21 protein-coding genes are annotated in these 20,526 nt (G+C 71.3%); 14 read left to right on the top strand and 7 right to left on the bottom strand.

The genetic code is table 11. The annotated features are described in order from the left end of the window. Positions 1-100 precede the first annotated feature (100 nt). Together CIW48_RS09720 and CIW48_RS09715 are read right to left on the bottom strand one after the other, a co-directional pair. Positions 101-1,033, bottom strand: coding sequence for a molybdopterin-dependent oxidoreductase (locus CIW48_RS09720; protein ID WP_149310611.1), 933 nt, complete (start codon positions 1,031-1,033; stop codon positions 101-103). Beyond that, entirely contained in the window at positions 1,030-1,893 is an 864-nt protein-coding gene (locus tag CIW48_RS09715; protein WP_149310610.1) for a cytochrome b/b6 domain-containing protein, read from the bottom strand. Before CIW48_RS09715 ends, CIW48_RS09720 begins: the two co-directional genes overlap by 4 nt. A gap of 168 nt (positions 1,894-2,061) precedes the next feature. Here CIW48_RS09715 and CIW48_RS09710 point away from each other — a divergent pair, with 168 nt between their 5' ends. The 3 genes from CIW48_RS09710 (at position 2,062) to coaA (ending at position 4,443) form a co-directional block, all read left to right on the top strand. Further along, complete coding sequence (locus tag CIW48_RS09710; protein ID WP_149310609.1) at positions 2,062-3,009, top strand: aspartate carbamoyltransferase catalytic subunit; 948 nt, start codon at positions 2,062-2,064, stop codon at positions 3,007-3,009. Positions 3,010-3,133: 124 nt separating this feature from the next. Next, positions 3,134-3,457, top strand: coding sequence for a phosphoribosyl-ATP diphosphatase (locus tag CIW48_RS09705; RefSeq protein ID WP_091786343.1), 324 nt, complete (start codon positions 3,134-3,136; stop codon positions 3,455-3,457). Next, positions 3,454-4,443, top strand: coding sequence for a type I pantothenate kinase (gene coaA / locus CIW48_RS09700; protein WP_149310608.1), 990 nt, complete (start codon positions 3,454-3,456; stop codon positions 4,441-4,443). Before CIW48_RS09705 ends, coaA begins: the two co-directional genes overlap by 4 nt. 156 nt (positions 4,444-4,599) lie before the next feature. On the opposite strand, the gene thpR is transcribed toward coaA, so the two are convergent. Both thpR and CIW48_RS09690 read right to left on the bottom strand, forming a co-directional pair. Continuing rightward, positions 4,600-5,139 (bottom strand): RNA 2',3'-cyclic phosphodiesterase, encoded by a 540-nt coding sequence (gene thpR, locus CIW48_RS09695; RefSeq protein ID WP_149310607.1) that lies wholly within the window; start codon positions 5,137-5,139, stop codon positions 4,600-4,602. Next, the gene (locus tag CIW48_RS09690) at positions 5,139-5,738 is read right to left on the bottom strand and encodes an arylesterase (RefSeq protein WP_149310606.1); all 600 of its coding nucleotides are present in this window, start codon (positions 5,736-5,738) and stop codon (positions 5,139-5,141) included. Before CIW48_RS09690 ends, thpR begins: the two co-directional genes overlap by 1 nt. 207 nt (positions 5,739-5,945) lie before the next feature. Here CIW48_RS09690 and CIW48_RS09685 point away from each other — a divergent pair, with 207 nt between their 5' ends. The 5 genes from CIW48_RS09685 (at position 5,946) to CIW48_RS09665 (ending at position 12,270) form a co-directional block, all read left to right on the top strand. Further along, entirely contained in the window at positions 5,946-6,629 is a 684-nt protein-coding gene (locus CIW48_RS09685) for an ABC transporter ATP-binding protein (protein ID WP_149310662.1), read from the top strand. Beyond that, positions 6,629-9,205 (top strand): FtsX-like permease family protein, encoded by a 2,577-nt coding sequence (locus CIW48_RS09680; RefSeq protein ID WP_149310605.1) that lies wholly within the window; start codon positions 6,629-6,631, stop codon positions 9,203-9,205. Before CIW48_RS09685 ends, CIW48_RS09680 begins: the two co-directional genes overlap by 1 nt. A gap of 255 nt (positions 9,206-9,460) precedes the next feature. Continuing rightward, a complete protein-coding gene (locus tag CIW48_RS09675; protein WP_149310604.1) occupies positions 9,461-10,060 on the top strand; it encodes a PAS domain-containing protein in 600 nt (199 codons plus the stop codon). 451 nt (positions 10,061-10,511) lie between these two features. Then, on the top strand, positions 10,512-11,282 hold the full coding sequence (locus CIW48_RS09670) for a Bax inhibitor-1/YccA family protein (RefSeq protein WP_091786357.1): 771 nt from the start codon (positions 10,512-10,514) through the stop codon (positions 11,280-11,282). 94 nt (positions 11,283-11,376) lie between these two features. Continuing rightward, a complete protein-coding gene (locus tag CIW48_RS09665) occupies positions 11,377-12,270 on the top strand; it encodes a dihydrodipicolinate synthase family protein (RefSeq protein WP_149310603.1) in 894 nt (297 codons plus the stop codon). A gap of 168 nt (positions 12,271-12,438) precedes the next feature. Here the strand turns inward: CIW48_RS09665 and CIW48_RS09660 are convergent, their stop codons facing one another. After that, complete coding sequence (locus CIW48_RS09660; RefSeq protein WP_149310602.1) at positions 12,439-12,813, bottom strand: DUF2794 domain-containing protein; 375 nt, start codon at positions 12,811-12,813, stop codon at positions 12,439-12,441. A 346-nt stretch (positions 12,814-13,159) separates the two neighbouring features. Between CIW48_RS09660 and bluB the strand changes: the two genes are divergently transcribed. Continuing rightward, positions 13,160-13,798, top strand: coding sequence for a 5,6-dimethylbenzimidazole synthase (gene bluB / locus CIW48_RS09655; protein ID WP_173009232.1), 639 nt, complete (start codon positions 13,160-13,162; stop codon positions 13,796-13,798). Between the two features lie 176 nt (positions 13,799-13,974). Further along, on the top strand, positions 13,975-14,484 hold the full coding sequence (locus CIW48_RS09650; protein WP_091786363.1) for a L,D-transpeptidase: 510 nt from the start codon (positions 13,975-13,977) through the stop codon (positions 14,482-14,484). Positions 14,485-14,496: 12 nt separating this feature from the next. Here the strand turns inward: CIW48_RS09650 and CIW48_RS09645 are convergent, their stop codons facing one another. After that, a complete protein-coding gene (locus CIW48_RS09645) occupies positions 14,497-14,805 on the bottom strand; it encodes a cupin domain-containing protein (protein WP_149310601.1) in 309 nt (102 codons plus the stop codon). Between the two features lie 239 nt (positions 14,806-15,044). Between CIW48_RS09645 and CIW48_RS09640 the strand changes: the two genes are divergently transcribed. Beyond that, entirely contained in the window at positions 15,045-16,055 is a 1,011-nt protein-coding gene (locus tag CIW48_RS09640) for a 2-keto-3-deoxygluconate permease (RefSeq protein ID WP_149310600.1), read from the top strand. A gap of 196 nt (positions 16,056-16,251) precedes the next feature. On the opposite strand, the gene CIW48_RS09630 is transcribed toward CIW48_RS09640, so the two are convergent. Beyond that, on the bottom strand, positions 16,252-16,518 hold the full coding sequence (locus CIW48_RS09630; RefSeq protein ID WP_149310599.1) for a DUF1674 domain-containing protein: 267 nt from the start codon (positions 16,516-16,518) through the stop codon (positions 16,252-16,254). Between the two features lie 56 nt (positions 16,519-16,574). On the opposite strand from CIW48_RS09630, the gene CIW48_RS09625 reads away from it, so the two are divergent. The 3 genes from CIW48_RS09625 (at position 16,575) to CIW48_RS09615 (ending at position 20,513) form a co-directional block, all read left to right on the top strand. Further along, positions 16,575-17,954 carry an RsmB/NOP family class I SAM-dependent RNA methyltransferase gene (locus CIW48_RS09625; RefSeq protein WP_173009231.1) on the top strand — a complete coding sequence of 460 codons (1,380 nt, stop codon included), beginning with the start codon at positions 16,575-16,577 and terminating at the stop codon, positions 17,952-17,954. A 956-nt stretch (positions 17,955-18,910) separates the two neighbouring features. Next, on the top strand, positions 18,911-19,621 hold the full coding sequence (locus CIW48_RS09620) for a phosphatidylserine decarboxylase (protein WP_149310598.1): 711 nt from the start codon (positions 18,911-18,913) through the stop codon (positions 19,619-19,621). 7 nt (positions 19,622-19,628) lie between these two features. Further along, a complete protein-coding gene (locus CIW48_RS09615; protein ID WP_149310597.1) occupies positions 19,629-20,513 on the top strand; it encodes a phosphatidylcholine/phosphatidylserine synthase in 885 nt (294 codons plus the stop codon). Positions 20,514-20,526 lie beyond the last annotated feature (13 nt).

Genomic DNA, 20,526 nt, shown 5'->3' with positions numbered 1-20,526 from the left:
GGACGTATGCCCGCCGTCGGGCCGGGGCCGCGCGCCGGGGACAAGTGGGTCACGGGCGGCGGGATGTCAAATGGCGGGGGTGTTCGGCCGAGCCGGCGCCTCAGATCCCCGCATACCACTCGTAGCCGCGATCCTCCCAGTAGCCGCCGCCGCCCTGGCCGATCCCGGCGAGCGACTCCACCAGCTCGACCCGCATCACGTACTTGGCCTGCTTGTAGCCGAGCTGCCGCTCCACCCGCAGGCGCAAAGGCGCGCCGTTGGAGACCGGCAACGGCTTGCCGTTGAGGTCGTAGGCCAGGATCGTCTGCGGGTTGACGGCGTCGTAGAGGTCGATGCTCTCGTAGTAGCGGATCGGTGTGCGCTTATCCTCGGGCTCCGAATCGGCGTTGCCCTGGCCCCAATCGTCCTTGGGCGCGTCGGTGGCTGTGGGCGCGCCGCCCCAATCCTCGGCGGCGGCGAGCTGGACGTAGGCCTCGCGCACCGCGCCCGGGTGGCCGGGCCTCAGGAAGGCCCCGTCCTGGCTGCCGGCATATTCGAGCGTGTCGGCGCAGTGGAACACTGCGTAGCGCGCCTGCGGCTTGAGCCCGGCCCGCTTCAGCACCTCGGCGAGCGGCACCCCGGCCCATTGCCCGATGCAGCTCCAGCCCTCCACGCAATCGTGACGGGTGATCTGCGTCCGCGACGGCAGGGCGCGCAGGTCCGCGAGGCTGAGCGACAGCGGGGTCTCGACCAGCCCGTCGACCGTGAGCCTGAAGGCGGCGAATTTTTGCGCCGCGAGCGCCCGATAGGCGCGGTCTGGCGGATCGATGGTGCCGTTCGGCTTGAACCACGGCGAGATCATCGCGGCCGGGAATTCCCGCGCCAGGGTGGCGGGCGACATCAGCAGGCGCTGGACATACAGGTTGGCGTCCTCGCCGACCTGGAGGGTGCGCCGGCCCGTCTCGGTCCCGGCGAAGCGGTCGCAGCCGCCGAGCAGGGCGGTGCCCATCAGGCCGGCGCCGCCGGTGAGGAGCTTGCGGCGTTGGAGGATCATCGGGCGTGCTCCCGGTCACGGCCGAGGCTGAACCAGCCGGTGATCATGCCGCGCATGTTGTTGACGAGGCCGGAGACCAGCACGAGCAGCACGTGGACCACCACGAACACCACGATCAGGCCGGCGGCGATGAAGTGGACGCTGCGCGCCGATTGCCGGCCGCCGAACAGCTCGGTCAGCCAGGGCCAGGCCGCGTCCATCCCGGGCGACATGGCGAGGCCGGCCAGCACCATCGCGGGCAGGAGGCCCAGGACCACCACGAGGTAGGTGAGCTTCTGGATGACGTTGTAGCGCTTGGCCTCCGTGCCCTCGGGGAAGCGCAGGAGCAGGTGCTCCTTCACGGAGCCGCCGAAGTCGCGGATCTGGTCGCCGTCCGGGATCAGGCGCCGCCGGAGCTGGCCGCTGAACAGGCCGTACAGCAGGTAGACCGCGCCATTGATCACCAGAAGCCACGCGAACAGGAAATGCCAGCGCCGGCCCGTGGCGAGGTCCTGGTCGGCCGGCAGGGTCGCCCAGGCCGGGAAGGCCCGCTCCACCTCGGTGCCGCCCTCGGCGCGGGACAGGCCGAGCACCCCGGTCGTGTCGAGGCTGTGCGTGCCGACCGTCACCACCCCGCGGCTCCTGCCGTCGCGACCCTGCTCGCTGGTGATGGCCAGCGCCGGATCGTCGAAGGTGGAGACCGCGCCCCAGTAGAGGGCCGGATGGGCGTTGAAGATCTGCAGGCCGCTCATCAGCAGCACCAGCAGCACGGCGGCGTTGACCCAGTGCGCCAGCCGGATCACCAGCGGGTGGCGGTAGAACCAACGGCGGCCCTGGCGGTCGACCGTCTCGGGGGCTTCGAGGGCAGGGGAGGCGGCCAAGCGTCGGGATCCCGGTCATGCGGCGCGGCGCCGGGAATCGTCCGAATCCCGACCGTTGGGGCAGATACGCGGCGCGGTTCGCGTCGGTTACCATCCGCCGGAAAAAAGGCCGCAGGCGCCCCCCCGCCTTGCCGGGAGGGCGCGCCGCACCTACACCCGGGCCTCATCATGACGACGCCCGCGCCCCCGGCCTTCCCGCACCGGCACCTCCTCGGCATCGAGGGCCTGACCCGGCCCGACATCGAGGCTCTGCTCGACGCCGCCGAATCCGCCGTCGACATCTCGCGACAGGTGGAGAAGAAGCGCACGACCCTGCGGGGCCGCACGCAGATCAACCTGTTCTTCGAGCCCTCGACGCGGACGCAATCGTCCTTCGAGCTCGCCGGCAAGCGGCTCGGCGCCGACGTGATGAACATGTCGGTCGCCTCGTCCTCGGTGAAGAAGGGCGAGACCCTGATCGACACCGCCGCGACGCTCAACGCCATGCGGCCCGACATCATCGTGGTCCGTCACGAATCGGCCGGCGCGGTGCATCTCCTGGCCCGCAAGGTCGATTGCGCGGTGGTCAATGCCGGCGACGGCGCCCACGAGCACCCGACCCAGGCGCTCCTCGACGCGCTCACCATCCGCCGCAACAAGGGGCGGATCGAGGGCCTGCAGGTGGCGATCTGCGGCGACGTCCTGCACTCGCGGGTGGCGCGCTCCAACATCATCCTGCTTCAGGCGATGGGCGCGCGGGTGCGCCTGATCGCGCCCTCGACGCTGCTGCCCGCCGGGATCGAGCGCTTCGGCGTCGAGACCTTCACGGACATGCGCAAGGGCCTCGCCGGCTGCGACATCGTGATGATGCTGCGCCTCCAGCGCGAGCGCATGAACGGCTCGTTCGTGCCCTCCGTGAAGGAGTATTTCCGCTATTTTGGCCTCGACGGCGAGAAGCTGGCGCTGGCCAAGCCCGACGCCCTGGTGTTGCATCCGGGGCCGATGAACCGCGGCGTCGAGATCGCCTCGGACATCGCCGACGGGGCGCAGTCGCTGATTCGCGAGCAGGTCGAGATGGGCGTCGCCGTGCGCATGGCCGTGCTGGAGGCGCTGGCCCGGCACCTGCCGAACGAGTGAGCCCCGGACAAAGCCGGACGGCCTTCACCCGCCCCGCTTGCCCGCGGGCTGGCCGTGGCGCAGTTTCCTGCCGAAATCCGGTCCTGATCCGTATGAAGGGCCGTCGTAACATGCAGATCGCTTCATGACCGCCTACACGCTCGCCGACCTTGCCGCCCTCGTGGCGAGCCGTGCCGGGACCGATCCCGCCACTTCCTACACGGCCAAGCTCCTGTCCGAAGGCCCCGCCAAGGCGGCCAAGAAGCTCGGCGAGGAGGCGGTGGAGGCCGCAATCGCGGCCGTGCAGGGCGACAAGACCGGCCTGCGGAATGAGGCCGCCGACGTGCTCTACCATCTCATCGTGCTGCTTCGGGCCGGGGGGGTGGAACTCGACGCCGTCATGGCCGAGCTGGAGCGCCGCACTGCCCAGAGCGGCATCGCCGAGAAGGCCGCGAGGCGCCACGCGTGAACGCGGCCGCGCTGCCGGGCTCGGTCGAGGCGATCCTCGACGCGTCGGACCGGCTCTCGCCGTATCGCCGCTTCAGCCGCGAGGAATGGGCACAACTGCGCGCCGACACGCCGCTCACCCTCAATCAGGAAGATCTCGAGCGGCTGCAATCGATCAACGACCCGATCTCGGTGGAAGAGGTGGTGGCGATCTACCTGCCGCTGTCGCGGCTGCTCGCCCTCTACGTCGCGGCGACCCAGGGACTGTTCAAGGCGACGCAGCGCTTCCTGATGGCCGAGCGCGAGACCAAGGCCCCCTACATCATCGGGCTCGCCGGATCGGTGGCGGTGGGCAAATCCACCACGGCCCGAATCCTGACCGCGCTGCTGGCGCGCTGGCCCAACACCCCGAAGGTCGACCTCGTCACCACCGACGGGTTCCTGCTGCCCAACGCCGAACTCGCCGCCAACGGGCTGATGGAGCGGAAAGGGTTTCCCGAGAGCTACGACACCGCCGCGCTGCTGCGCTTCCTCCACGACGTGAAGGCCGGACACAAGCGCGTGACCGCGCCGCTCTACTCGCACCTCGTCTACGACCGGGTGCCCGGGGAGGAGCGGGTGGTCGAGAGCCCCGACATCCTGATCGTCGAGGGCCTGAACGTGCTCCAGCCCGCCCGCCTGCCGCGCGACGGCACCGCGATCCCGTTCGTGTCCGATTTCTTCGACTTCTCGATCTATCTCGACGGCCACGAGGACGACCTGCATCGCTGGTACGTCACACGCTTCATGAAGCTGCGGCAGACGGCGTTCCGCGACCCGCGCTCCTACTTCCGGAAATATGCCGGGATTCCCGAGACCGAGGCGCTCGACATCGCCGACCGGCTCTGGACGACGATCAACCTGCCGAACCTGCGCGAAAACATCGTCCCCACGCGCCAGCGGGCGAGCCTGATCCTCACCAAGGGCGCGAGCCACCGGATCGAGAGCGTGGCGTTGCGGCGGTTGTAGGTCGCGGCACTCCAAGCCGCCCCCTCATCCTGAGGCGACCGCGAAGCGGGCCGCGAAGGAGGGCTCCAGGGATCGCAGGTCTGGCCGGAGGTCTCCTTCGAGGCCTCCGCTTCGCTCCGGCACCTCAGGATAAGGGGGCGGATGGGAGCAGGCTGCTTAGGCAAACGGAAATTCCGCCTCCGCCACATACGGCCCACCACCGGTCGATTCCCGCGCCGAGAACAACGTCACCCGGCCGACATCGAACGACAGCGGCACGAAGACCGGGGCCTGCGACAGGTACATCGCCGTCGCCTCCGGCGTGGCGTCGCGCCGCAGCCGGGCCAGTGTGACGTGCGGAGTGAATTTTCGCCGTTCCGGCTCCAACCCGGCCCGGCGCACGAGCCGCTCCTGCTCGGCCTGGAGATCCATCAGCGCCGGAGCCGCTACCACCGACGCGTAGAGCGCCCGCGGCTTGTCGCCGCCGAACAGGCCGAGGCCGTCGAGCGTCACCGTGAGGGCCGGGCGCGCCCGCATCTCGGACAAGGCTTCGACCACGTCGTCGGCCACGGGCGCCTCGACGTCGCCGAGGAAGCGCAGGGTCACGTGGAAGTCGCCGGGCTCGATCCAGCGGGCACCCGGGAGGCCGCCCTGCCAGGCCCTGAGCGCGCCGGCGACCGCTTGCGGCACGGCGAGCCCGGTGAACAGGCGCGGCACTACCGCGACGCCCTCTGCCGGAGGCCCCCCACAAAGGTCTCCACCGTCGGGAGCATGCGGGACGCGATCGTCTCGACGCCCTGCCGGTTGGGGTGGATCCCGTCATCGAGGTGCTGCGCCCGGTCGCCGATGATTCCGTCGAGGAAGAACGGGTAGAGGGTCAGGCCGTAGCGCTCGGCGAGGGCCGGGTAGATCGCGTCGAACCGGGCCTTGTAGTCCGGCCCGAGATTGGGGGCGGCCTGCATGCCGGCCAGCAGGATCGGGATGCCGCGCGCCTTGAGCCGCTCGATGATCGCCGACAGCGCGCCCTCGGTGACCTTCGGGTCGGTGCCACGCAGCATGTCGTTGGCGCCGAGTTCGAGGATCACGCCGGCGGTCCCGTCCGGCACCGACCAATCGACCCGGTCGAGGCCGCCGGTGGCGGTGTCGCCGGAGACGCCGGCATTGGCCACCGTCACGTCCGCGCCCTTGGCCTTGAGCAGGCGCTCAAGCACGGACGGCAAGGCCGCGTCGGCCGGCAGGCGGTAGCCGGCGGTCAGGCTGTCGCCGAGGGCGACGAGCTTGATCGGGCCGCCCGAGGCGGCCTGCCCATCTGTCATGAAAGGGACCATCAGGAACGCTAGCGCTGCGGCAAACAGGGCCGTGCGCCGGAACACACCGCCTTCGTCATGGCGTGGCCCCAATGCAAAACCCATATCGCGGTGCAGCCGCGGCCCGTACAGCCAAGATCGCAGCCAACCGAGGACCTCGCGCGCCATGCTCGTCATCGCCCACAGATCGGCTCGCCGGTGAGCCAAGGCAAGGTGCTGCGCGAGCCCGCGATCGCGCTGTCGAACATCGATCTCAGCCTCGGACGCGGCGCCGCCCGCGTCCACGTCCTGCGCGGCATCTCGCTCAGCGTCGGCCGCGGCGAGGCGGTGGGCCTCGTCGGCCCCTCGGGCTCCGGCAAGTCGACGCTGCTGATGGTCATGGCCGGGCTGGAGCGGCCCGATTCCGGAGGCGTCGTCATCGAGGAGACCGACCTCGTCCGCCTCGACGAGGACGCGCTCGCCCGGTTCCGGGGCCGGCGGATCGGCATCGTGTTCCAGGCCTTCCACCTCGTACCGACCATGACGGCCCTCGAGAACGTGGCCCTGCCGCTCGAACTCGCCGACCGGCCCGGCGCCCTGGACCGGGCCCGCGCCGAGCTGGAGGCGGTCGGTCTCGGGCACCGGCTGCACCATTACCCGGCGCAGCTCTCCGGCGGCGAGCAGCAGCGCGTCGCCATCGCCCGCGCGGTCGCCCCCGATCCGGCGATCCTGGTGGCCGACGAGCCCACCGGCAACCTCGACGAGGCCACCGGCCGCCAGATCGTCGACCTGCTGTTCCGGCTGAAGCGCGACCGCGGCGCCACGCTGGTCCTCGTCACCCACGATAACGGCCTCGCGCGCCTGTGCGACCGCACCGTGCGCCTGCGCTCGGGGCGGATCGAGGAGGCGGTGACCGCCTGATGCACGGCACGATCACCCGCCCCGACCCCGCGCCCCGGCGCATCCCGCTCACCCTGCGCCTCGCTTGGCGTGAGCTGCGCGCCGGCCTCACCGGCTTCTCGGTGTTCCTCGCCTGCATCGCGCTGGGCGTCATGGCCATCGCGGGGGTGGCTTCGATCTCGCGCTCGCTCTCGGACGGGCTCGGCCGCGAGGGCCGCCGGATCCTCGGGGGCGACCTCGCCTACAACCTGATCAACCGCGAGGCGACCGACGCGGAGAAGCAGGCCCTGGCGCGGGAAGGGCGGCTCGATAGCGTCGCCTCCCTGCGGGCCATGGCGGTGGCGCCGAGCGGCGATGCGGCCCTGGTCGAGCTGAAGGCGGTCGATCCGGCCACCTACCCGGCCGCGGGCGAGATCGACACCGACCCGCCGGGCCGCCTCGCCGATCTGCTGGCGGAGCGGGACGGGGTGCCGGGGGCGCTCGCCGACCCGGCCCTGCTCACCCGCCTCGACGTCAAGGTCGGCGACCGGATCGCGCTCGCCGGGCACGATGTGGCGATCCGCGGCACGATCGTGTCGGAGCCCGACAAGATCGCCGGCGGCATCGGCTTCGGGCCCCGGCTGATGATCGCCGAGCCGACGCTCCGGGCCACCGGCCTCGTTCAGCCCGGCAGCCTCAACCGCTGGAGCTACCGCCTCATCCTGCCGCCCGGCGCGCCGGATGCCGATCTCGACGCGGCGCAGGCCCGGATCCGCGCCGCGACTCCGGAGGCCGGCTGGGAGATCCGCTCGCGCACCAATGCCGATCCGCGCTTTTCCAAGAGCATCGAGCGCTTCACGCAGTTCCTGACCCTGGTGGGGCTCACCGCGCTGATCGTCGGCGGCGTCGGAGTCGGCAACGCCGTCCACGCCTTCGTGGAGCGCAAGCGGCCCTCGATCGCGACCCTCAAGAGCGTCGGCGCGCCGGGCTCGCAGGTGGTCGCCCTCTACCTGACGCAGGTGATGCTGATCGCCGGGCTGGGCACCCTCATCGGCCTCGCGATCGGCGCGAGCCTGCCCTTCCTCCTCGAAGCCCTGTTCTCCGCCGACCTGCCGCTGCCGCTCAACCCGACGCTCGCCCCGGGGGAACTCGCGCTCGCCGCTGCCTACGGGCTGATCACCGCCTTCGCGTTCGCGATCACGCCGCTCGGCCGCGCCCACGACGTGCCCGTCTCCGGCCTGTTCCGCGACACGGTCGACCCGGCCCGGGTGCGCCCGCGCTGGCGCTACCGGATCTGGCTGGGCCTGAGCCTCGCGGCTCTGGTCGGGCTGTCGGTGGCCACCGCCTTCGACCGGCGGGTGGCGCTGATCTTCATCGCGGCCGCCGCCATCGCGTTCGGCCTGCTGCATCTCGTGGCGCTCGGCCTGATGGCGCTTGCCCGGCGCCTGCCGCACCCGCGCTGGCCGGCGCCCCGGATGGCACTCGCCAACCTGCACCGGCCCGGCGCGCTGACGCCGGCCATCGTCCTGTCGCTCGGCCTCGGCGTGACGCTCCTCGTGACGCTGAGCCTGATCGACGCCAATGTCCGCCGCACCATCAGCGCGACCCTGCCGGCGCGGGCGCCGAATCTCTTCTTCCTGGATATTCCCTCGCGGGACGCCGCCCAGTTCCGCGAGTTCCTGGCGCGCTCGGCCCCGAACGGCAAGGTCGAGGACGTGCCGATGATGCGCGGCCGGATCGTCGCCCTGAACGGCGTGCCGGCGAGCAAGATCCGGCCACCGGAGGATGCCGCCTGGGTGCTCGACGGCGACCGGGGCATCACCTACGCCGACACGGTTCCGGACGGCTCCAGCCTCACCGAGGGCGCGTGGTGGAGCCCCGAGCAGGGCGCGAAGCCGCTGGTCTCCTTCGAGGCCGACCTCGCCCGCCAGCTCGGCCTCAAGCTCGGCGACACAGTCACCGTCAACGTCCTCGGCCGCGACCTCACCGCGACGATCTTCAACCTGCGCCGGGTGGAGTGGCGCAACCTCGGCATCAACTTCGTGATGGTGTTCTCGCCCGGCACCTTCCGGGGCGCGCCGCATTCCGACCTCGCCACGCTGACGCTCCCCGGCGGCACCGACGCGGCCACCGAGAACCACATCCTCCGGGATGTCGCCAAGACCTTCCCATCGGTGAGCGCCGTGCGCGTCAAGGACGCGCTGGACGCGATCGGCGACCTCGTCGGTCGCCTTGTCATGGCGATTCGCGGGGCGAGCGCGGTGGCGGTGCTGGCGAGCCTGTTCGTCCTGGCCGGCGCCATCGCGGCCGGCCACCGGGCGCGGCTCTACGACGCCGTGGTGCTCAAGGTCCTGGGCGCGAGCCGCGCGCGGCTGCTCACCGCCTACGCCCTCGAATACGCTGCCCTGGGCCTCGCCACGGCCCTGTTCGGCCTCATCGCCGGATCGCTCGCCGGCTGGGTGATCGTCGCCAAGGTCATGCACCTCGACTTCCGCCTCGACCTGTCGGGCGCGCTGGTCGCGGCCGTGGCCGCGGTGGCCCTGGCGATCCTGCTGGGCCTCGTCGGCACGTGGCGGATCCTGGGGCAGAAGCCCGCCCCGTATCTGCGGCAGATCTGAGGGACGCCGCCAACTTATTGAATTCGCGCGCAGATGACGAGTCAGCTGTCAACCGCTCAATCCTGCGCAGAGATTCGAGCGCGCTCTCATCGATGTCGGTTCGTCGAACCTCTCGATCCGGAGGATAATTCCCCAGCCCTGACAAAGAGCGCGTGCCTGCACGGCTATTCGCAAGTGAACTCTTTGTCATTCTTCCGCGATGTCGGTACGGAGAACGATATTCAAATTTTCGACGAGCCGGGAGGACCATCCGCCATGCGCATCAACGTCATCGATGGCTACGCGGAGGACGTGGACCGTCTCCGTGCGGCTCTCGAAGCCTCTTGCGTTGTCGGCGCCTGGGAGTGGGATCATGTCGGTGGCGTCGTCGTCTACGATGCGGGCGCGGCCCGGTTGCTGACCGGCAACCCTGAACTCGCCGACCGTCCGATCAGCGGGCCGATGGCTCTGGCTGCGGTGCATCCGGACGACATGACGTGGCTGATGGACCACATGCTGCGGGCCGTCTGGTCCGGCGGTCTGGTGCTGGCCGAGTACCGCGTGTTCAAGGCGGACGGCGCCGTGCGCTGGCTCCTGAGCCGCGGCCGGACCCATCGGGACCAAGACGGCCAGCCGCTGCGCTCGCATGGCATCCTGATGGACATCACGGAGATCCGCGACGGCGGCGATCGCTACGTGCTCGGCAAGCCTCTGGCGGGCGGCGATCCCCTGGAGCGTGCGGCCGACCTCGCGATCGCGCTCAAGGAGACGATCACCGACGACATGCCCGCGGAGGTGCGTGCCGCCGCCGAGCTGATGCTCCTGGGCCTGGGCCGCGCGCTCGCCCACAGGGCGATGCGTGGAACCATCCACTGAGCGGCCAGCCGCAGCTCAGCCGCCGCGCCCCGTCGCGGAAGGCCGGGATCCCATGGGCCGGACGCCCGATGTCAGAGGATTTTTCCCACCTCGCACAAGCACGAGCCCGCCGCTCATGACCGGGCCGGCCTGGGAAAAAGCGGCGGGTGCGCGTTCGTGCGGGGCATAAGGAAGCTGTTAAGACTTCGCGCGCGGTCATCGAAGCGGCTGCATCCCGGCAACCGTCAGTCGAACGGCCCGCCCCCGGCGCGGAATGCATTTTAATCCCTGCCCGGATGGACAAAAATACATCCTCCGGACATGCAAAACCTGCGCGGCAACCGTGGCCGGGGACTTGTGTCGGAGCGGAAGGCGCAACATATTCCTGACCGAGGCGCCAGCCTGGCGCCAGAGGTCCTGCGTGGGCCTCGCCCGAACACCACGCTGAGAGAGCCTCCGCAAGGAAACTCCCATGGCATTCGAGAATAGCCCCTTCCGGTACGGCGCCCAGCAGCCGACCGGCTACGCCGGCACCCAGGTCGAAGTCGACCAGGGTCTGCGCACCTTCATGCTCGGCGTCTACAACAACATGGTCGTCGGGCTCGGCATCTCCGGTCTCGTCGCGCTCGGCCTGAACATGGCCTCCGTGGCGGCCTATCAGGGCACCCGCCCGATCCTGACCCCCTTCGGTCAGACCCTCTATCTCAGCCCGCTCAAGTGGGTCCTGATGCTCGCCCCGCTGGCGTTCATCTTCGTCTTCTCCATGCGGATGGACCGGATGTCGGCCTCCTCCGCGCGGACGATGTTCTGGGCCTTCGCGGCGGTGATGGGCGCGTCGATGTCCTCGCTTCTCCTGGTGTTCACCGGGGGCAGCGTGGTGCAGGTGTTCTTCATCACGGCGGCGGCCTTCGGCTCGCTCAGCCTCTGGGGCTACACCACCCGGCGCAGCCTCTCGGGCATGGGCTCGTTCCTGATGATGGGCCTGATCGGCATCATCCTCGCGTCGCTGGTGAACATCTTCTTCGCCTCGTCGGCCCTCCAGTTCGCCATCTCGGTGCTGGGCGTGCTGATCTTCGCGGGGCTGACCGCCTACGACACGCAGAAGCTCAAGGAGATGTATCTCTACGGCGGCTTCGACGGCGAGATGGCGGCCAAGATGTCGGTGAACGGCGCCCTGACGCTCTATCTCGACTTCATCAACATGTTCCAGTTCCTGCTGAGCCTGATCGGCGACCGCCGCTAAGCCAGCCTGAAAACCGGGACCGAGGAGACCCCGGCGGGAAACCGCCGGGGTTTTTTTGCCTGGCCGCGGCAGCCGGATTCGCTAGGCTGCGACCATGCCCGCGATTTCCGGTCTCTCCGCCTTCCCGATCACCCCGAGCGACGCCGACGGCCGGGTCGATTCCGATGGTCTGCGCCGGTTGCTGGAGCCGCTCGCGGCCGCCGGCGTCGATTCGATCGGCCTGCTCGGCAGCACCGGAACCTACGCGTATCTGAGCCGGGACGAGCGGCGCCGGGCGGTCGCGATCGCCGCCGAGGCCGTGGGCGGGCGGGTGCCGCTCCTCGTCGGGATCGGCGCCCTGCGAACCGACGACGCCGTCCGCCTAGCGCAGGACGCGCGGGCGGCCGGCGCGGATGCCGGGCTGCTCGCCCCCGTCTCCTACACGCCGCTCACCGAGGCCGAGGTCGAGGCGCATTTCGCGGCGGTGGCGGAGGAGGGCAGCTTGCCGCTCGTCCTCTACGACAACCCCGCGACCACGCATTTCCGCTTCACGCCGGCGCTGATCGGCCGGATCGCCTGCCATCCCGGGATCGTGGCGGCCAAATGCGCCGCGCCGGAGCCGGCGGCCGCCGGCTCGGGTGTGGCGGCCCTGCGCGCGGCCGTTCCGGCGGGGTTCCCGATCGGCTTCAGCGGCGATTGGAACGTGACCGAGTCGCTGATCGCCGGCGGCGCGGCGTGGTTCAGCGTTGCGGGCGGCTTGTTTCCGCGGACCTGCCTGGCGATCGTCCGGGCCGTCGTGGCGGGCGAGACGGAGCGGGCCCGCGCCCTCAACGCGGAGCTGGAGCCCCTCTGGACGCTGTTCCGGACTTATTCCAGCCTTCGGGTGGTCTACGCCCTGGCCGAACTCATGGGCCTGTGCCGCGCCGAGCCGCCGCGGCCGATCCGCCCGCTGGCGCCGGAGGTGGTGGCCGAGATCGCCGGGACCGTCCGGCGCCTGTCCCTGTCCTGAGCGAGCGCCTCGCGGCCATCACTCCGGGGCTGCGCGGCGCGGGCCCGGAATCCAGACCGCTTTCGGTGCCGAGCGATGGCGCGTCGGCGGCTCTGGATCCCGGGCGCGCCTGCGGCGCCTCGGGATGACGGGATGGAGCGTCACACAGGGCATCGCGCGTGGGCGCGGTCAGACCGCCTTCGGCGCCGGCTCCAGCACGGCGATCACCCGGACGAGTTCCGAACCGCGCTTCAGGATCTGGCCGCTCGCCGCGATGACCGCGTAGGCCCCCTGGCGGCGGGCGAGCTTCGGATCCTTCTCGATCCGGTAGAGCGGCATCTCGGAGGCGCGGCGGTAGATCGAGAACACCGCCTTGTCGCGGCGGAAATCGAGGGCGTAGTCGCGCCATTCGCCCGCTGCGACCTGCCGGCCGTAGAGATTGAAGATCGTGCGCAGTTCGTCCCGGTTGAAGGCGATCTGCGGAGGGGCCGCGCGGGCAGGGAAGGGGATGACATGGCCTACCGCCTCGTCGGGCCTCGGCCCGGCGCTCGTCCTCTCGGTCATCATCGCTCCCGCGCATCGTCCCTTTGCCGGATGATGGGCTTCGCCGGAGCGGCCCGCAAGGGTGACCATCACCGTGTCGCACGAGACACGGCCAAGCGACAAAAAACACGATTTGGCCCAATTCACGCCTTTTGCAGGCCGCGTTGCAGCGCGACAACAGATGTCGAACCTCGCCGGGTTCTGCCCGGCCGGCGCCCGACACCCAGCTCCCCAGCCATCGGCCGCCGTTCGGGATCCCAGGATCCGGCACTCCGAGGTTTCGAGACCCAAGACTTCAGGCCGCCCCTCCGGGCGGCCTTTTTTCTGTTTCCCGTTCGGCCGAAGAAGCGGCTATGCCAGCCGCATCATGGGCCCGCCCGCCTTCGACGCCGCCTTCCTGCACGACCTCGACACGCTGTTCGCGTGGCGCCGCGACGTGCGCCGCTTCAGGACGGACCCGGTCGACGAGGCCGCCCTGCGCGCCTGCCTCGCGGCGGCCCACCGGGCCCCCTCGGTCGGCAACAGCCGGCCCTGGCGGTTCGTGCGCGTCGCGGATCCGGCGCGGCGCTGCGCGGTCGCGGAGAATTTCGCCGGCTGCAACGCCGCCGCGGCCGCGGGCTACGAGGCGGCCCGCGCCGCGCAGTATCGCGGGCTGAAGCTCGCCGGCCTGCGAGAAGCGCCGGTGCATCTGGCGGCCTTCTGCGACGCGGCCACTGAGACCGGCCTCGGCCTCGGGCGGGCCAGCATGCCGGAAACCCTGGCCTACTCGGTGGTGGGGGCGGTTCAGTGCTTCTGGCTCGCCGCCCGGGCTCGCGGCCTCGGCGTCGGCTGGGTCTCGATCCTGGAGCCCGACGCGGTCACGGCGATCCTGGCCGTCCCGGGAACGTGGCGGCTCGTGGCCTATCTCTGCGTCGGCTACCCGGTGGAGGAGCACCTCGACCCGGAGCTGGAGCGCCACGGCTGGCAGCCGGAGGACCGGCGCGGCAGCGAACTCTACGAGCGCTGAGCGGCCATCGCGGCAGGCCCGACAACGGCCCGTACACCGTCAATTGTGGTTGCTCTTTTACCGTGCCCCGCAGAACCGAGCCATGACGGCGCATCAACCATAGCTTTTCTCGGAACGGTAAGCTGGGCCGGGGATTACTTGCCCGCGTCAACTCTTGCTTGTCGAGGATCGCGGTAATGTCGGGTCGGGTAGCGGCTCTATTCGGTTTGGCCGGCGCGATGCTGGCCGGTTGTTTCCAGACGGCGCAGGCGCGCGAAATCGTGCCCTTCGAGAACGGCGTCGCGCCCGGCTCGGTCGTGATCAGCGTGTCGCAGCGCAAGCTCTATCTGGTCAACGGCGACGGCACGGCGATCCGCTACCCCGTGGCGGTGGGCCGGCCCGGAAAGCAGTGGTTCGGCACCAAGCCGATCGACGGCAAATACGTCGCCCCGGCCTGGTCCCCTCCGGCGGAGGTGAAGCGCGACAACCCGCGCCTGCCGAACCTCATCGCGGGCGGCTCGCCGCACAACCCCATGGGCGCGGCGGCGATGACGCTCGCGGGCGGCGAGTACGCGATCCACGGCACCAACCGGCCCAGTTCGGTGGGGACCTACGCGTCCTATGGCTGCATCCGGATGTACAACCAGGACGTGGTCGACCTCTACGCGCGGGTCGATGTCGGCACGCAGGTCTACATGACCCACTGAGGCCCGCGGGCCTCACGCGGCCGGCGGCGCGGTCGCCTCGACGGCCGTGAAGGTCTCCAGGATCCGGTAGGTGTGCGCGGCGCCGGCCGGCACGCAGTAGGAATCGCCCGGGGCGAGCGGCACGGTCTCGCCGTCCAGGACGAGCTCGGCCCGGCCGCTGATGACGTAGCCGACCGTCTCGTGCGCCGCGGTGGTCATGGGCTTGTCGGCGTTGGGCTCCTCGGCCCGCCACATCCGCATACCGAGCCGCGCGCCGCGGGCGAGGTTGATCTCGCCGTGCGGTCCCGCGACCGCGCTCCGGGCCGATATCGTCGTCGCCATGCTCGCCTCCGCCGGTGAACCTCGCCAACGGGCGCGGGCGTTCGACGTTCCGCGCCCGACAGCGCGACGCGTTCGGCAAGCCCCGCGCATGCGTGCCGCTTGACGGCCCGTGCCGCGCCCCGACAGGATGACGCACCGGTCCGAGAGACGCCCGACAGAGGCGCGGGCCGGCACGGCGCCCGCGACCCCGCCCGGGTCCGACGCGTCGGCGGACGACCCGGATCGGGAGGGTACGCGCCATGCAGATCAAGGCGGCGATCGACAGGATTCCCGGCGGCCTGATGCTGGTGCCGCTCCTGCTCGGGGCCCTGTGCAGGACCTTCGCGCCGGGGGCGCCGGCCTATTTCAAGGGCTTCACGCAGGGGATCATGACCGGCGTGATCCCGATCCTGGCGGTCTGGTTCTTCTGCATGGGCGCCTCGGTCAGCCTGAAGGCGACCGGGACGGTTCTGCGCAAGTCCGGCACGCTGGTGGCAACCAAGCTCGTCGCCGCCTGGGCGATCGTGCTGGTGGCCGCGCTGTTCATCCCGCCCGAAGGGATCCAGACCGGCTTCTTCGCCGGCCTGTCGATCCTGGCGATCGTCTGCGCCATGGATATGACCAATGGCGGCCTCTACGCCTCGCTGATGCAGACCTACGGCAGCCGCGAGGAGGCGGGCGCCTTCATCCTGACATCGATCGAATCCGGCCCGCTGATGAGCATGATCATCCTCGGCGCCTCCGGGGCGGCGCATTTCGAGCCGCAGATCTTCCTGGGCGCGGTGCTGCCCTTCCTGGTTGGATTCGCCCTCGGCAACCTCGACCCCAAGCTCCGGGCCCTGTTCGCGCCGGGCGGCCAGCTGATGATCCCGTTCTTCGCCTTCGCACTCGGGAACACGGTCGATCTCAACAACCTGCTCTCGCCGCTTGCGGGGCTCGGCATCGTGCTGGCGCTGGCGGTGATCGTCCTGACCGGCATCCCGCTGATCCTGGCCGACCGGGCGATCGGCGGCGGGACCGGCACGGCGGGGCTTGCGGCCTCCTCCACCGCCGGGGCCGCCGCCGCCAACCCGCTGGCGATCGCCGCCGTCGCCCCGCAATTCGCCCCGTCGGCGCAGACCGCCACCGTGCTGGTGACGATCTGCATCATCGTCACCTCGATCCTGGTGCCGATCCTGACCGGGCTCTGGTACCGGCGCTTCGGGGCGGGTCTCGCGGAGGCCCGGACCGAGGCCGAGGTCGGGACGCCCCTGGCGGTCCCGGCCGAATAGGGGCGCGGCAGAACCCGGCCGGCGGCCCGTTCCATTGACCCCCATCCTGAGGCGCCGGAGCGCAGCGCAGGCCTCGAAGGAGGCCTCCGGCCGGCCGCGCGATCCCTGGAGCCCGCCTTCGAGGCCGCTTCGCGGCACCTCCGGATGAGGGCGAGGATCGGGCCGTCCGGGACCGGGCGCCCCGCGGACAAGCCCCTCAGAAGTCGACCGCGAGGCCCTTCACCTCCCAGTCGTCGTAGCGGACCGGCTCCAGGCCGCCGCGCCCCAGGCGTTCGGGCGTGGCGCTGATCTCGGCGGCGCGGGCGTCGATGGCCGCGCGGCGCTCCGCGGCCTCGGCGAGCGCGCGCTGCGCCGCCGGGCTGAGGGCGCGGGGCGGGAACGTGCCGTCGCCGGCCTCCGGGCCGTTCGGATCCTGTCTGTGCGGCTCTTGTGCGGTCGGCTCTTGTGCGGTCGGCTCTTGCATCGCGCTCGCTCGGGTGTGAGGGCGTGGGTCCGAAGGACGTTGGATCTGGAGCAGAAGTGGCATCGCGGGACACAGGCCGCAACACGCGGAACGCAGCGGCACCGGGCGGCACCGGTCCGGACATTGCGGGACTGGGCGCGCGCCGGGCGGCGATGCAGGCGGTCGCGGCCCTGATCGGCCAGGAGCGCCCCCCCGCTCTCGACGACGTTCTCGCCCAGGCAATCCGCGCCGAGGCGCTGGCGCCGGCCGATGCCGGTCTGGCGCGGGCCATCGCGGTGGCGACCTTCCGGCGTTACGGCCTGATCCGCGCCGCACTGGCCGCGCGGCTGGAGCGCGGGCTTCCCGCGGCCAAGCCGCAGCTCACGGCCCTGCTGGCCACCGCGACCGCCCAGATCCTCGACCTCGCCGTTCCCGACCATGCCGCGGTCGACCTCGCCGTGCGGCTCGCCAAGGCGGATTCCCGCACGGTCCATCTCGCCGGGCTCGTCAACGCGGTGCTGCGCCGGGTCGCCCGGGAGCGCGACGCCATCCTGGCCGCCGACGCCGACGCCCTGGCGATCAACACGCCGGACTGGCTCGCCCGTCGCTGGATCGCGGCCTACGGGCCAGAGCGCGCGGCGGCGATCGCCCGCGCCCATCTCGCGGGGGCGGCCATCGACCTGACGCCGCGGGGCGACGCCGCGGACTGGGCCGCGCGGCTCGGCGCCGTGACGCTGCCGACCGGCTCCCTGCGGCTGCCGGAGAACGGCCCGGCCATCCCTGACCTCCCCGGATTCCAAGAGGGTGCGTGGTGGGTCCAGGACGCCGCCGCGGCGCTGCCGGCCAGGCTCCTGGCGCCGCAGCCAGGCGCCCGCGTACTCGACCTCTGCGCGGCGCCCGGCGGCAAGACCCTGCAGCTCGCCGCCACCGGCGCCCAGGTCACCGGCGTCGACCGATCCGCGCCGCGGCTGGAGCGCCTGCGCGAGAACGTCGCGCGGCTCGGTTTCCCGGTCGAAATCGTGGTCGCCGACGCCCTCGCCCTGGCGCCGCAGGACCACGACGCGGTTCTGCTCGACGCGCCGTGCTCGGCCACCGGGACGATCCGGCGCCATCCCGACGTGGCCTGGACCAAGGTGGAGGCCGATATCGGGCGGCTCGCCGCGCTTCAGGCCAAGCTCCTCGATCACGCGGCCGGGCTGGTGCGGCCGGGTGGGCTGCTCGTCTACTGCACCTGCTCGCTGGAGCCGGAGGAGGGCGAGGCACAGGTCGGGTCCTTCCTGGCCCGCGACACCCGGTTCACGCGGGTGGCGGTCCGGCCCGAAGAGGTCGGCGGCGCCGAGGCGCTGATCAACGGGAACGGAGACCTGCGCACGCTGCCGTGCCACCTGCCGGAGATCCCCGGCGCCCGCGGCGGCCTCGACGGCTTTTTTGCGAGCCGCCTCCGGCGCGCGGAGTGATCGGGCACGGAGTCCGGGTTTTCCGGAGTCGGACCGGCGGTCCGGTCCCTCCGCCCCGTCATTCCGGAGTGCGGCAGGCGAGCCCGCCATCCAGAGGCGACGACGGTGCGGGATCTCGGAGACGCGGCGCGGCCGCGGGATGACGGCGGGAAGTGGCGGGCCACAGCGCGTGTCGCGCCGACCGCGCCTTGACAATGTTCCTATTTTGTGCTTCCTGGCCGCACCTGCCCACGGCGCTTCGGGAGCGATCCCGCGGCGTCCGTCTTGGGGCCCGTCCGGTGGCTGACCGGGCGGGTCCGTGGGTTAGGGCGGTGCCCGCGTCGGTGGCTCTCAGCCGCCATCGCCCCGGGCGGCGAACCGGTACGGGGCGTGTCTCGGTGGCGGGCGTGAGACCGGGCGGCGCTTTTGCCCGGCGGGTGCGGAAATGCCCCCGCGCCGACCCGCTTCTGGGCTGACCCTGAGCGACCTGCGGACCCGCCCACGACGAGGCGGGACGGCTGGAAGGCCACGGCGCTGATAGCGGGTTCCGGAGGTGCGTGCGCCTCGCCTGAGACCGCTTGGCAGGCAGGCGCAGGTCCGGGGCGTCGAAAGACACCGCGACGAGAAAGACGGCACCGGCCGGGGATCACGCCCGGTCGATGCCGCGGGCGCCGCGGGGATCGGATCCCGCGCATTGACTGGCCGACACAGGGTTCCCGCGGCGCCCGCGTCCCTCGTGATCTCCCGGGCCATGCCCCCGGCGCCAAAGGCGCGCGGGGACGATGACGCATGGGGGAGGTCCTCGTGTCCGAATCGATGCCCGACGGAGTGGCACCCGGCGGGGGCGGGCGCAGCGTCCCGCGGCGATCCGCGACCCCTGGAAAGTTGACGGCGGCCCGGCGGACTGCCATCCGCCCGTCCGACACGTCCGCCCGCCCGTGGTCCCCGCCCGCGGCCCTCTCGAGTCCAGAGAACCCATGACCGACCTGATCGAGACGATCCGCCGGACGCTCGTGCCGATCCACAAGGAGGGCTATCCCTTCATCCTGATCGGCATCGTGCTGACCGTGCTGGCGGGCTACTTCTCCCAGTTCTTCGGCTGGATCTTCCTGATCCTGACTCTCTGGGTCTGCTACTTCTTTCGCGATCCGGAGCGCGTCACCCCGGTGGCGGACGGGCTCGTGGTCTCGCCCGCCGACGGGCGCGTGAACCTCATCGCCACCGTGCTGCCGCCGCCCGAACTCGACCTGCCGCAGGTGCCGACCCTGCGGGTCTCGGTGTTCATGAACGTGTTCGACTGTCACGTGAACCGGGTACCCGTGGCGGGCCGGATCGGCCAGATCCACTACACGCCGGGCCTGTTCCTCAACGCTGAACTCGACAAGGCCAGCGACGACAACGAGCGCAACGGCATGGTGATCGAGACGACCCATGGCGGCCAGCCGAAGCGGGTCGGCGTGGTGCAGATCGCCGGCCTCGTGGCCCGGCGGATCGTCGGGTTCGTCTCGGCGGGCGACGTGCTCGGCGTCGGCGAGCGGTTCGGCCTGATCCGCTTCGGCTCGCGGGTGGACGTGTACCTGCCGGCCGGCGCGACCGTGCTGGTCGGGCTCGGCCAGAAGGCCGTGGCCGGCGAGACGGTGCTGGCCGATCTCGGCGGCGGCCCGGAGCGGCTGTTCAAGCGGATCTGAGGCGGCCATGGACGAGCTCTTCCCGCCTTTCGCGCCCGATCCGAACGAGCCGCGGCCGCGCCGGTTCAAGCCGGTGCCGTTCCGGATGATCGCGCCCAACATGATCACCCTGATGGCGCTCTGCCTCGGGCTCACCGCAATCCGGCTCGCCTTCGAGGGCAAGTTCGAGCCCGCCGTCATCGCCGTGGTGGTGGCCGGCGTGCTGGACGGCATCGACGGCCGGGTGGCGCGGCTGCTCAAGGGCACGTCGCGCTTCGGGGCCGAGCTCGATTCGCTCGCCGACTTCGTGAATTTCGGCTGCGCCCCGGCCCTGATCCTCTACGGTTTCGTGCTGTTCCACCTGAAATCGGTCGGCTGGATCGTGGCGCTGATCTTCGCCATCGCCATGGCGTTACGGCTCGCCCGCTTCAACGCGATGCTGGACGACCCGAACCGGCCGGAATGGAAGAAGGACTTCTTTGTCGGCATGCCGGCGCCGGCCGGCGCACTCACCGCGATGCTGCCGCTCTACCTGCACTTCCTCGGCTTCGGCATCGAGACCTGGGCGGCCCCCGCCGTCCTGATCTACGTGCTGTGCATCGCCCTGCTGGTGGTCTCCACGGTCCCGACCTATTCGGGCAAGACCATGGGCAAGCGGGTGCCCCGCAGCCTTGTCCTGCCGATCTTCCTGTTCGGCGTGGCGGCCTTCGGCATCCTGATCAGCTACCCGTTCGAGGCGCTGGTGGCGGTGAGCGGCGGCTACCTGCTGACCATCCCGGTGGTCGCCGCGCAGTATCGCCGCCGGCTCAAGGCGGCGCTGTCAGCCCCGGCCGGGGAGCGGTCCGCGGCCGGGGCGGACGCGCAGCTCGAGATCGCCGCTGAGGCGCGGCCCGCAGCCGTCAAGCCGGACTAGCCGCTGGCGGTCG

The sequence above is a fragment of the Methylobacterium sp. P1-11 genome, assembly GCF_008329595.1.
GTDB lineage: Bacteria > Pseudomonadota > Alphaproteobacteria > Rhizobiales > Beijerinckiaceae > Methylobacterium.
The sequence above is the reverse complement of the archived record's forward strand: the minus strand, read 5'-3'. Positions and strand labels throughout refer to the sequence as shown.